We start from the raw sequence: 13,471 nt of genomic DNA, 5'->3' as shown, positions 1-13,471 counted from the left end.
TTTTTAATTTTTAATTGTTTTCACCCTCCTGGCACATGTCCATGAATTTGACTACCTTGGGCATCAAAAACAATCACAGCCAAGTTAGCATTATCACTAATGACATCCAGGGCTTGCTGTAGGCTTTCTAAATGGCTAGTAATATTAGCTACAGTACTTTGATTGCCCTGATTTAAGTTGCTGTTGAGTGCTTGTTCATACTCAGGAGTCATCCGAACGATGATTTCTCGGTCGGTAATGGTGAAATTACAAACGCGAATTGCGCCAGAACAAGTATTTTCTAGGTCAGCGCGAGTTTGTTGTAAAGAGTTAGCAACTTGGAGTTTTGCTTCTGCTTGTTTGAGGGATGTCGAATAAGGTTGGATCAAAGTTTGAGCCTGGATGTAGTACAAACTATCTTCTTTGACCTGTTTCGCAGCACTTAAAGCTTGGTTCCAGTAGGTTACTGCTGCTTGCCATTGGTTTTGTTTTTCGTAACGTTTGGCTTGTTCTGCGTTTTCAATGGCTTGTTTGTAGGTTTTGGCTGCTAGTAGTTGTTGGGTGGCGCGATCGCGTGCAGCTACGAGTTTGGGTTTATACTCTATCAGTAGCTGTTGTGCTTGTGAGTATACAGAGCTAGTTTTGGGAATAATACTCAAGGCATTAATTGCTACTTGCCAGGTGGATTGGACTTTTTGTAATTCTGATAAGGTTTTAGCTGTAGTTTCTTGTTTTGTGGCGGCATTTGCTACATTTTTAGCAGCTGTTATTTTTTTTAACCATTTATCTTCTAGTTGTAATTGCTGATTTACAGTCCGCAATTTGGCACGATATATTCCTAATCTTGGCTGTACTAACCCATAAAGTTCATTATTGGCACTGATTGTTTCTAATGGTGCGATCGCTTGTCGCCACAATTTTTGCCTAGCTTTTAGTTCTTCTAGACTATTGGCTGGAGTTTGACTTTTTTTTGTCGCCAATGAAGCTGCACCGAAGGCTTTGACGACTTTGTTAATAGTTTCTGATTTCCTAGATAAATTAGTCGCCAGTGTCTCAGCTTCTTGGTAACGTGGGGAATAACCAGGAATCTTTTTTAGTGCTAAGGTTGCTTCCACAAGTTGCTGTTGCACTTTAATTAATTCTGATTCAGACTTGGCATTTTGTATCTGGCGTTGCCATGATTTTTGTAAATTCTCAGCCGTTTGGATTTCTTTACATTCAAACATCACACAAGGACGAGTCAACAAGTAAGCAGCAGCGCCTAAAACTGCAATTCCTGTCACAGCTACACCCAACACAATCGGCTTTATCGGACGCCTTGACTTGATTGTTGTGTAAAAAGACAAATCCGGCGCATCTGCCATTGGGTCAAATAGCTGATCCTCTGGTTCGTTTGGGGTGTTTGTAGGGGACTGGTCATCGACCAACGAATCAGAAGTGGTGAATGGAGAAGAATTATCTATCTTTTCCTCTTCCCCTACTGCTTGGTCTACCTTCGCTTCCAAGCCTTGCAAAACCAGAGAATATTTAGCATAAGGCAATTTGACCCCTGTGATTCTGAGAAAGATTTCCACTCGCTGTCCGTGTTGGTTAAGTAGCGATCGCAGTGCTTCCTCAAGTACAGCAAAAATATTGTCGGTATCAGCGCTTACACCTTGTGGATGTTGAACTAGAATCATCAGCTGATCATTTTTGACAGCACACTTTACTTGGAAAAATTCACCTGATGGAATTTCGGCCCGTAGCTGTTCTTGCAAAATTTGCGCTATAAACTGTAAATCTTCTTCTATGACTGCTACTTGCATAGGTCATCCCTTTGATTTATATAGTCTGAATTATTTTCCAGGGTGTCAAAAGAACTTATTTGATTTTTGGAATGTAGATACACAGTTTCATGACCCCCAGCCTTGCAATACGAGAGACCATTTTTTTAGCACAATTTTTTCAATTTCATCAAAAGTTAAGGTTTAGGTGAAAATATCAACTAGTGACTGGAGACTAAGTACAAGAGAGTAGATATTTTCACGAGGAATTATTTCTGATGACCAATAATTATAAGCAGGGTGTGACCCACGATATTTATCTATGGAATCAATCGAAAATTCAGAATTGTTTGATGGCTATAAAAATCAACAATTCTATTAATTAGTAATCAAAATTGATAAAAATAAAATTTTAGCTTTTTTAGTTTTTTAATGTATTCTGATGTATGCAGTTTATAATTTCTTCTTATTTCAATCAATATTTATACAATCATTTTAATTCAGCAATAATTAGAATTAAGAAGAAACATGAAAGTAACAAACAAAAATGGTGCTTAATCTCTCTCTAAAGTCTATTGCTTCTTCGTGTTTTCTCTGATATATATTCAAAAGCTAAAGATTATAATCACTTAAATCAAGATTTTCTCTAACATGAAAAATATATTTGTACTAATGTATCAAAATTTGCTGACAAAAATGCTGGTTCCCATAAATATAAGAAGAATTACTGATACAGTTAATTACTTGTTATCAAATTAGTAGGAGCTAGTAACAAAAGCTATAAAACTACCTGAGTTACTGAATTGGATAGAATTAGTGAGAGAAAAATAATTATTATATAGACGATTAACACAAAAGCGCTGCAATCAACCAAAAATGGCTAGAGACAAGGTGTGTCAATGGAATTACTAGAGTATCAAGTCAAAGAGTGGTTTCGGACAATAGGCATTCCTGTATTGCCTTCCCAAAAAATTGATCATCCCACGGATTTAAAAAGATTAAAAATTCGCTACCCAATTGTTCTGAAATCCCAAGTACATGCAGGAGAACGGGCAAAAGCAGGTGGAGTCCGGTTTGCTGAAACAACTATAGATGCTATAGCCGCTGCACAAAATATTTTTAATTTACCAATTCTGGGTGAATTACCAGAAGTATTGTTAGCAGAAGCTAAGTATAATGCCGAACAAGAATTTTTTTTAGCGGTAGTTTTAGATACTGCTGTTTGTAGACCGATACTTTTGGGTTGTAAAGAAGCAGATATTGATTGGGAATCTGCTGGCAAAAAAATGCAACATGTAGTCGTAGAACAGGAATTTTCACCGTTTTATGCACGACGCCTAGCTTTAAAAATGGGTTTACAAGGTGCGTTAATGCAGACGGTAAGTAAAATAGTTGAGAAAATGTACCAGCTATTTATAGAAAAAGATTTAGATTTGGTAGAAATTAATCCTCTAGGGGTGGATGCTTCTGGTCAAGTGATGGCTCTCAATGGTAGCGTTAGCGTCAATGAAAGAGCGATCGCTCGTCATCCGGATATTGTTGAGATGGCAAGAAAAACGGCTAATCGTCATAGTAGTGCAGAGTTTAACAAGAGATTGAGTGAGTGGGACGCGGTAGAACTACATGGTAAAATAGGTATTCTAGGTAATGGTACGGGTTCGGTATTGGCTACTTTGGATTTAGTAGTGAATGCGGGTGGCAAACCAGGTATTTGTTTGAATTTGCGTCACGCTTTCCCCACTGATACTTTACCAAGTACTTTTCGCGATCGCTTAGATAAAGCTTTAGATATTTTAGCTGTTGATAAAAGTATTCAAGTCATACTGATCAATTTTTTAGGTAGTGTACCTCAAAGCGAAGAAGTCACTGAAGTAATTGCTAATTTTGTGCAGCATAATAAAAATGAAGCCAAAACACAAACTTTACGTTCTAACGGAAACAAAAGCCGTCGCGAAACCAACTTACCACGCTTAGTAGTTCGTCTTGCTGGTTCTGAATTTAATGCAGCCAGAAAATATTTAACAACATTAAAAGTTCCTAGTGATGCATCTATAGTGGTAGTAGAAAATTTAGATGAAGCAGTAACACAAGCAGTTAATCTTGCCAAAGCTACTGCTCACAGAAGGTTTTGATCCTCTTTACACCAACTTTAGGTAGCATGTGAGGCAAAATAGATTCAGTTTGCTCAGCAACAAACGCTCTGGCACGGAGAAACAAAAACACGGAGAGATCTTAATCGTAGATGATCAGCCGGACTTAATATCACACCCCTAATATAGATTTATGGGGTTTTTGCTTCAGCCTCCTGCCTTTTAGAAACGTGCTTTTTATGAACTTAACGCCAGACAGCAAAGTTATAATCCAAGGCTTCGGTGAATTTATTTCAGCTACTCATGTGGGTCAAATGATAGCTTATGGTACGAATTTGATAGCAGGGGTAAATCCTGGATGTGGTGGTCAAAAAATCTATGGTCTACCAGTATTTGATCTAGTGGAAGAAGTGGTAGATAGATATGGAGTAATTGATACTACAATTATCTGTGTACATCCTTACGAAGTTTTAGATGCGGCATTGGAAGCGATCGCATCTGGTATTCATCAAATAATGATCATTTCTCCTGGTGTACCACCATCAGATATGGTGCGGTTGCTACGTAAAGCCGAAGCAACAGAAACACTGGTAGTAGGACCCAATAGCCCCGGCATTATTGTACCTGGTCGAATTCTTTTAGGTACTCAACCAAGTGAATTTTATACACCTGGTCAGGTAGGAATCCTCAGTCGTAGCACTACCCTTACTTATGAAGTAGCTAGAGAACTAACTACAGCTGGTCTAGGACAATCAATCAGTGTCAGTATTGGTAGTGATGCGATCGTTGGTTCATCATTTATCCAATGGCTGCAAATTTTTGACGAAGATGATTCCACAGAGGCGATTGTATTAGTTGGTCAACCGGGTGGTGGTCGAGAAGAAGCAGCTGCGCGTTACATTGCTGAAGCCATTGATAAACCAGTAGTTGCCTATATTGCGGGTACACATGCACCACCAGCCAGACACTGGCGTCAGACAGGAACACTAGCAGCAGTAATTGGACGTCATCCAGATTTTGGTACAGCAAAAAGCAAATTAGCTGCATTTTCACAAGTCAAAGTCCCAGTAGCAGAACGTCCTTCTATGATTCCAGAATTAGTTAAGAAGGTAATCAAATAGTCAATGGTCAATTATCAATGGTTACTGGTTATTAGTAAAAATAAAATTCTTGTAGTGGCGTGACTGCCTTAAAACAGTGCATTAATAAACTGCATGAGGCAAGAGAAAACGCACCAGAAAGAAGAAGAGATTTATAGCAAACTTTAGTCTTGACACGCTACTAATTCTCATAATATTAGGTGGTTGTTGATTCTTGTTTACCAATTACCAGTGATCAATTACTTTTTTGATAACTATTCACTATCTACTGATCTAGTATTATTCTGTCTAACAGGAATTTGAATTACAAATTCAGATCCTTCTCCAGGTGTAGAGTAGCACTCTAATTTCCCCCTGTGTTGATTAACGACAATTTGATAGCTTATTGATAAGCCTAGACCTGTTCCTCTTCCTACTTCTTTAGTTGTAAAAAATGGATCAAAAATTTTTGCTCGGACATCATCATTTATTCCTGCTCCATTGTCAGCAATACGAATTACTGCCCAGTAATTATTGAGTAATTCAGTACAAATATTAATGCATGGAAGATAAACAAAATCTTCTTTTTCTGTCTGTATAGCCTTGATTTTTTCTTCTTCCAAAGCATCAATTGCATTGCTTAGGATATTCATAAACACTTGATTTAATTTTCCGGGATAACATTCAACTGACGGCAATTGTCCATAGTCTCGAATTACTTTAATACCATGAGGAAATTGCGCAGTGGATTTCAAACGATTATTCAGAATTACCAAAGTATTATCAATACCTTCATGAATATTGACTATTTTCAGATCAGCTTCATCTAGGCGAGAAAAGTTGCGTAATGATTTGACAATCTCAGCAATACGTTCGGCTCCAATATTCATAGACTGGAATAACTCTTGTGCATCTTGCTGGAGAAATTCCAGATCAATTGTTTCAATTGTTTGTTGAATTACAGGCGGTGGTTCTGGATAATAGTGTTGATAAAGCCGTACTAGTTGGAGTAAATCTTGTAAATATGTATTAGCATGAGTTAAGTTGCCGTAGATAAAACTAACAGGGTTGTTGATTTCATGAGCAATACCAGCAACCATAACTCCGAGAGCAGACATTTTCTCAGATTCAATCAGTTTCAATTGCAGTGCTTTGAGATTGTCCAGTGCTGTCTCTAGTTCTTGTCCCCTTCTTTCTAAAGCAAATTTTGACTGCTCTAATTCTCGAATCACATTTTTGAGAATTGCTTCTCTCTGTTCACTCGCATCTTCAAGTTGTCGTCGATCTACCTCAGAACGTTCCAGTTTCTTTTGGAGAGTACGCACACGTTTTTCTAAGTCTTTAATTCTGCTCCCATAGTTGGTGGATTCCATACACCTTGTTACCTTGTTCCCAAAAGCAATGTCACAAAGGTTTCTTGGTGGTAGTAGGTAGAACCCTGTGGTTCAAGTGGTGCAAACTCACCATAGGTATAAAATCCACAAATAGGAATATCCTCTGGAAGTGCTTGTTTAACAAGTTGATACTCTTCTTTTGCTCTTGTACCTAATAACCAACGACGACAGCAACACGAGAAAAGTAAAATCACTTGTGGTACAGTTCCAGGGTAATGTTCCAAAGCTGTTTGAAATGAAGTTTTAGCAGCTGCAATCACTTCATCTCGGCTAATATCGGTGACTTGAATAATAGCTTGTTCGGGGATATCTCCTAGAAAATTAATACTTCCGGATGCGAGATCATAGGTATTTGGCACTCGCATATAGTAACGGTTGCTATCTCCTTGATAAACAGCTAATGGATGTTCAGCGGTTGGTCGTCTATCGCCTAAATAACGTTTGTAAAATTCTAGAGCTGGCTCACCATCCACCTCATACAAAACCGTTCCAGCAGATTTAGTGACAATACTCTTGCGACCAATCGGTTTCCAACCACAAGCAATTCCATAGGAAAAGTGGATATCCCCACAAAAAATTAAAATTGGTAGGGCATCAGTCAATACTTGAGATTGAAAAAATTGATAGGTTTTTTGGAATCGAAATTGATCCCCGGCTGTACCTCCAATAATGGGAACCTCATCACCTAAAGCTATTTTTAACCCTCTGAGAATTTCTTCTCCGCTGGTTGTGGAGCCATCTTCGAGGTAGCTAGCCGGTACAGAAACGCATAACTTCGGGACTGCACCACTTTTTTCGGTTGCTTGTCTGACTGCTTGTTCAGCCGCAGCTATGGGACGTTGACAAACTCCATAACCAATTCCAGCGGCAATTTTGACTGTATCGGAACAGAAAAGTATCAGTGTGAGCGAATCTTGTTGAAAGCCAAGAGTAGAGGAAATTTCACCGTCTGTAGTGCAACCAATTAAATCAATTCCTGGAAATACTTGGTTGATGTGCTTGAGAATAAGAGCATGGTCAAAATCAATTGCTGCAAACAGCATACCTGCTTGAGGTATTGCACCTGCCAATTGATTGAGACATTGTTCTATGACTTCTGCGATCGCACTTTGGGATTCTGGATCATCACTGTGACCAACAACAGACTTGAGCATTGTTAATTTTATCTAAAACAAGAGTTTCTAAGCTTTCATCATTAGAATTCCCATGTTTAAGTTGAAATTAACAATAAGCAAAATTTTGTCTGAGTTAATCAATATACAAAGATATTGGTATATGCATATCTTGCAACTGTGCAATTATTAGCTCTAACATTAGCCCTAAACTTTAGTTTAGGGCTGATAGCTTAAGTTAACTCAAGCTAACTAAACTATCAGAAGGTTTCAACTCGTTTTAACAAGTTTTAGCTTTCAGCCGGAACTTTAGTCCCCGACTCAAAGCAAGATATATGATTCCTTGAATAGGAATTACAATTAACATCGTGGTAGAATCTAGTGAATCTGCGTTTAATTTAAAGAAGCGCCCAGAACTGAAGTTTCGGGCTAATAGCTAAAGTCCATTAAAATGGAATAAAACCAAGACCGATGCAAATTAGCTTGTTGCTAGCAAAGCTTTTGTCGCAGATTCTCCTGCTATTTTGATTTGACGTTTCAATTGCAAATTTAACAATACTAAAACACTCAACTCACCTAAAAGAGCTACAAAAACTGTCGTAGTTGTCGCATATTCTAGACCCGCCCAAGGAAAACTAGAAAGCAACCATAAAGTAGAATATGTCTCTGGATGAAGACTCAGCATTCCTAAAAACGTGGGTGGTAAAAACATTGCTGCGGCGACAGTTCCAATTCCCCAAACAGAACGTTTGGAATTTTTCATCATAAGCATGATTTGCGTGATGGTGGCATAAATCATCATCATGCAGACAAACAATACCACACCTAAAATTGCTTTGAAGCGCCCAACTTCGTTAACTAACCAGTCCAAGCTATTGTTATTATTCGTTTTCAAAGAAAGTGCAACTAAAATCCAAATTACTAACGGAATAGTAACAATTACAAGATTAATTGCTAATGTGACGAGAGCGGGACTTTTTTCACCCCAAATTAAATCTTGTAATAAATAATTCTGCCAGAATCCTTGACGTCGAGAAATATTTTGGTGTCGATACCTAGCCCAATCTTGCACTGCTTGCCGATGGGGTGAAAGAATGGCAATTAAACCGAACAGTAACAGCAAGTTAAAAAACACTATATAAGCAAAGTTTTGTGTTACTTGATAGTTTAAATCGGAATAAGCAGTAGCAGATGTACCACTGGGGTAGAAAGGATAATAATTTTTGGTAGATTGGAGAGTAAATCCCCAAAGAAGAAGTTGCAAATAAGTAACGAGCAAATAACTTTGACCCTTACTTAGCATCGTAGAATTTGGGTTACGAAAGCGACGCTTTAATCCATGCCAAACCCAGTAACTCCACAAGCCATAATTAACTAAATTCAAAACCAGCAAACCAATCAAACTTTTGCCCACAGGCAAGTAGAAAAATTGTATTTGTTCTAATAATTGCCAATTATATCTGCGGAATAAATTGGGAAACAAATAAGCAGTCATATCAAAAGGACTGAACAGTCTCAACCAAGCAGCTGCATGATCTAGATGTGGGCCAGAAGATGCAAATTGCATTGTCACGAATAAGAAAATTAGAACTGTACCACAGCCTAACCAAGGTTGAAATCCACTAAAGAAACGGCTCAAAAATCCAAATAATAGTGCAGCGCTATAGAAAAAGAAACAACTAGCCGCCAAAATCACATAAAAACTTAAAATGTGACTAAAAGCAATGTTGGCAGCACGACCTGATAATAAATGAAAAGGAATAGCAACTGCAACTGCTAGATAAATTAAAATTGGAACTCCTAGCATTTTCCCAGTCAAAATAGTTGTTTCTGACTGCGGACTAAGACGCAGGAAATTTAATGTACCCCGGTTTTCTTCTTGAGCTAAGTTATTAATCAGTAAATAAGTACCTGCAACTAATAGTGTAAAAACAAAAATTACAGTTAGTGATAGGAATATATATTCCCAATGATCCCGCCACCACTCCTGCATGTCGATTTGGTTAAGTGGGCAGTGTTGATTGTACAGAATATTATTGATGTTCCTTTCTTGGGTCTTGAGTTGATCTATTTGTTGTGTTAGAGATTGAATTGCTGATGCATCATAATTTTTAGATTTGCCTAATATAGATAATTGCTGTTGTAGTTTGTTAATCTGCGGATAAATCTCATTGATTTGTTGTTTATAAGTTTCTCCTATACGACAATAATTTCCAGACATTTGATATTTTTCACCTGGTATTTCCCGTAATTGGTACAAGAACAATATCAACTGACCAACTAAGGATGTAATGCAGGCGATCGCGACAGGAAAAACTTTCAGACGACCTTTAATTTCCCGCAGTAATTGCGGATTCCAGTCGCCTATTTTGTCCATAAAATTGAGCATCATAGGTGAGAACTCCAAAATGGGAATTGGGTATCGGGGAAAGAGGGAACAAGGGAGACAAGGAGGAAATGCTAAACAATCAACAATCCACAACTAACCACTAACCACTAACTACTAACTACTAACTTTTGACTAAGATGCTTGTTTATGACCAAGCTTGAGGAAAATAGTTTCTAAGTCTTCTTGAGTGCAGTGAAATTCACTAACAGGAATGTTTGCTTGGATAAGCGATCGCAATAAATCAGCACAGTCTTCCTGTTTACCAGAAAAATTCACCCGCACGCTGTTTTTAACACTTATGATTTCCCACTGTTGCACACAAGGATTATTCTTTAGTTCTGCTAATAATTCTTCTTGTTTTCCTAAAGTGGAGATGACAATTTGCTGGCGGGCAAGACGTTGATAGAGTTGTTGTAGTGATGCACTTTCCACTAAATAACCGAGTTCCATGATTCCCACCGAAGTGCATAATTCTGCTAAATCGCTGAGAACATGGGAGGAAATTAGTATTGTCATTCCCGCTTCTTGCAGGACTTTGATGATTTCTCGAAATTGCATCCTCGCAATCGGATCTAGTCCCGAAACAGGTTCATCTAACAGCAGCAAAATCGGTTCATGAATGACTGTCCGTGCCAAACTGAGGCGCTGCTTCATCCCTCGTGACAAAGTGGCAATTAAGCTATTGCGTTTATTCCCCAGCTGTATTAGTTCTAAAACCTCGTGCAAACGTTTTGTCCGACGTGGTTCTCGCAAACGATACAGACGAGCAAAATAATCTAGGTAATCCCAGACTGTCAGTTCCTCATACAAAGGATAGTCATCAGGTAAGTAACCAAGGCGACGTTTGAGAGTGGGGTTACTTTGATCACGTAATAAGCGATCGCCATTAATATAAATCTCACCCGTAGTCGGTTCTTCTGCTGCTGCTAACATCCGGATGAGAGTAGTTTTGCCTGCACCATTGGGGCCAATTAAGCCATATACTTCACCTGCATAAATTTCTAAATCAACATTATTAACGGCAACGTGCCTGTCAAATTGCTTCGTCAGTCCATTGGTGCGAATTGCTAATTCTTTTACCATAGCTGCTGAGTGCCGCTTGCGATTACCAAATAAGCTAGCCTCTTCCTACAGCTTTTGTCAGCTTCGTTTCGGAAATTGAAACTGTCTTTACACAAACTTGATATTAGTACCAAGTTTTACCATAAAAATTGATACTTTGAGGTTTTAATTGATACTTTATCGTTGCTTTTGAAGACACCGATGAATTGGCATCAATTCATCCTGAACCAACCAAAATTGCTCTTGAAAACGAAGTCAAAGATATTGTTCATCGCTTATCCCAACGCTACCAGAAAGCGATCACACTGCTGTCACACTCTTCTATTTTGATACATAATTAATCAAACACTAACCACTGTAGAGACGCGCCATAGCACGTCTCTAAAACAACCAACAAACAACCACTAACTACTTTTATGACTGCTATTGGCGAAGAATTTATTAGCAATCCCCAACACAAAACTAGAACAAAGAATTCTAGAAAACACATTTTACTTTGGATTGCGATCACTTTAGTGGTGATTTTCTGTTTAGCACCGATCATGTGGCAAATTCTGACTTCTTTTAAGGTGAATCAGGATATTTCCCAAGTACCCACAGTTTATTTTCCTACACGCTTAACACTGAATCATTACATTGATTTATTTAGTCGTCGTCCTTTTTGGCGTTACATATTAAACAGTGCTTTTGTATCTTTTATCTCTACAGCTTTTGCTTTAGCCATTGGCGCGCCTGCTGCCTATGCTTTGGCAAGGTTACGCCCTCGAGGTAATCAATTTATCTTGGCAAGTGTTTTAATTGTGACTTTATTTCCCGGTATTTTATTATTCCAAGGGTTGTTAGAAATAGTGCAAGTGTTGCGTTTGGGTAATAATTATCTGGCACTAATTATTCCTTATACAGCTATTAATTTACCGTTAACTATTTTGGTGTTACGTAGCTTTTTCTTACAATTACCAAAAGATTTAGAAGATTCTGCCAAAATAGATGGTTATAACACTTGGCAGATGCTCATCCAAATCTTATTGCCTATGACAATTCCAGCCTTAGTAACCACTGGAATTCTGACATTTATTTTTGCTTGGAATGAGTTTATTTTTGCCCTGACCTTCATTACTCGTGAAGACATGAAAACAATTCCTGTGGCAGCTGCCCAACTTAGTGGGGCATCAACCTTTGAAATTCCCTACGGCCCAATTGCTGCTGCTACTGTAGTTGGCACACTTCCCTTAGTTTTACTGGTTTTGTTTTTCCAACGCAAAATTGTCCAAGGTTTGACGGCTGGTGCAGTGAAAGGCTAATGGGGAGCAGAAGGGGACAGGGAGGACACGGGAAGGTTTGTTGTTAGTTTCCTTCTTCACTGCGTTTACGCCGTCTCCCTTGTCTCCCATGTCTCCCTTCCAATCCTCAATTCCCGATCCCCATTATCATGGCAACCCTAGAATTAAAAAACCTCAATAAAACCTACTCACCTAAAGTTGTCCCAGTCAAAGACATCAGTTTAACCGTAGATGATAATGAATTTCTCACTTTGCTTGGACCGAGTGGCTGTGGTAAGTCTACAACTTTGAGAATGATTGCAGGATTGGAAGAAGTCACTCGCGGTCACATTATCCTTGGGAACGAAGATATAACCTTTAAGCGCCCTGGCGATCGCAATATGGCGATGGTATTTCAAAGCTATGCCCTTTATCCCCATATGACGGTGTACGAAAACCTCGCCTCTGGACTGAAATTGAAAAAAGTTCCCCATGGCAAAATAAAACAGCGAGTTGCTGAGGTCGCAGAAATTCTCGGCTTAGAAGAATTATTGCAGCGTAAACCTGGGCAATTATCTGGAGGACAAAGACAGCGGGTTGCAGTCGGTCGGGCATTAGTACGTAATGCCCAAGTATATTTATTAGATGAACCCCTGAGTAATTTAGATGCACTATTAAGGGAAAGAGTCCGCGCTGATATCAAGCAAATATTTGCTGCCCAACAAGTACCAGTGGTTTATGTCACCCATGATCAAACAGAAGCGATGACGCTTTCAACCAAAGTTGCTGTCCTTAATAACGGCTATGTGCAGCAACTAGATCCACCTGCACGCATATACAATCATCCAGCAAATCTATTTGTAGCGGGTTTTGTGGGCAGTCCGCAAATGAATTTGCTTACCCTACCTTGCCAGGGACACCACGCAATACTGGGTGGTTTTCAAATTCCCTTACCTGATATTCCCACAGTACCACCACAAATAGTCTTAGGAATTCGTCCAGAACACGTCCGCATTCCTCAAGATAGAGATACAAACATTATTAAAGGTCGTGTGTTTTTAGTAGAAAACTTGGGAATGCACAATTTGGTGAGTGTCAGTATTGCTTCCCAAACAGAACCTTTGACAGTACGTGCTTTGTTACCCCCAGACCAAAATATAAGTAACGAGGAGATGACGCTAGCATTACCGCATGAAAATATTCATTGGTTTGATGTAGAGTCGGGAGATTCGCTGGTTAGGAAGAGTGAGTGACAATTAGGGAGGAGGTGGGGAGTATGAGGAGTAAACAATTAACCACTATCAAATTATTAATATTCTCTTCACCCACATCCACATCATCGAT

The 13,471-nt window shown here is 38.8% G+C and carries 9 protein-coding genes; 4 read left to right on the top strand and 5 right to left on the bottom strand.

All coding sequences use genetic code 11. The annotated features are described in order from the left end of the window. Positions 1–20 precede the first annotated feature (20 nt). On the bottom strand, positions 21–1,784 hold the full coding sequence (locus UYK_RS0111465) for a hypothetical protein (protein WP_009460056.1): 1,764 nt from the start codon (positions 1,782–1,784) through the stop codon (positions 21–23). Positions 1,785–2,641: 857 nt separating this feature from the next. Between UYK_RS0111465 and UYK_RS0111460 the strand changes: the two genes are divergently transcribed. Next, complete coding sequence (locus UYK_RS0111460; RefSeq protein WP_009460057.1) at positions 2,642–3,874, top strand: succinate--CoA ligase subunit beta; 1,233 nt, start codon at positions 2,642–2,644, stop codon at positions 3,872–3,874. A gap of 197 nt (positions 3,875–4,071) precedes the next feature. After that, positions 4,072–4,953, top strand: coding sequence for a succinate--CoA ligase subunit alpha (locus UYK_RS0111455; protein WP_009460058.1), 882 nt, complete (start codon positions 4,072–4,074; stop codon positions 4,951–4,953). Positions 4,954–5,186: 233 nt separating this feature from the next. Here UYK_RS0111455 and UYK_RS0111450 read toward each other — a convergent pair whose 3' ends face one another. From UYK_RS0111450 to UYK_RS0111435, 4 genes are all read right to left on the bottom strand, one after another. Then, positions 5,187–6,284, bottom strand: coding sequence for a sensor histidine kinase (locus UYK_RS0111450; RefSeq protein ID WP_016871439.1), 1,098 nt, complete (start codon positions 6,282–6,284; stop codon positions 5,187–5,189). Between the two features lie 8 nt (positions 6,285–6,292). Next, positions 6,293–7,459: an FIST signal transduction protein gene (locus tag UYK_RS0111445; protein ID WP_009460060.1), complete on the bottom strand. Its 1,167-nt coding sequence runs from the start codon at positions 7,457–7,459 to the stop codon at positions 6,293–6,295. Positions 7,460–7,895: 436 nt separating this feature from the next. Continuing rightward, a complete protein-coding gene (locus tag UYK_RS0111440; protein ID WP_026086442.1) occupies positions 7,896–9,809 on the bottom strand; it encodes an ABC transporter permease subunit in 1,914 nt (637 codons plus the stop codon). A gap of 129 nt (positions 9,810–9,938) precedes the next feature. Then, positions 9,939–10,889: an ABC transporter ATP-binding protein gene (locus UYK_RS0111435; RefSeq protein ID WP_009460063.1), complete on the bottom strand. Its 951-nt coding sequence runs from the start codon at positions 10,887–10,889 to the stop codon at positions 9,939–9,941. A gap of 395 nt (positions 10,890–11,284) precedes the next feature. Here UYK_RS0111435 and UYK_RS0111430 point away from each other — a divergent pair, with 395 nt between their 5' ends. Next, complete coding sequence (locus tag UYK_RS0111430; protein WP_009460065.1) at positions 11,285–12,169, top strand: carbohydrate ABC transporter permease; 885 nt, start codon at positions 11,285–11,287, stop codon at positions 12,167–12,169. 128 nt (positions 12,170–12,297) lie between these two features. Then, positions 12,298–13,380, top strand: coding sequence for an ABC transporter ATP-binding protein (locus tag UYK_RS0111425; protein WP_016871437.1), 1,083 nt, complete (start codon positions 12,298–12,300; stop codon positions 13,378–13,380). The last annotated feature ends 91 nt before the right edge of the window (positions 13,381–13,471 follow it).

The sequence above is a fragment of the Fischerella thermalis PCC 7521 genome (genome assembly GCF_000317225.1).
Taxonomy (GTDB): Bacteria; Cyanobacteriota; Cyanobacteriia; order Cyanobacteriales; family Nostocaceae; genus Fischerella; species Fischerella thermalis.
Note: the sequence above shows the minus strand (reverse complement) of the source record. Positions and strands in the feature narration are given on the sequence as shown.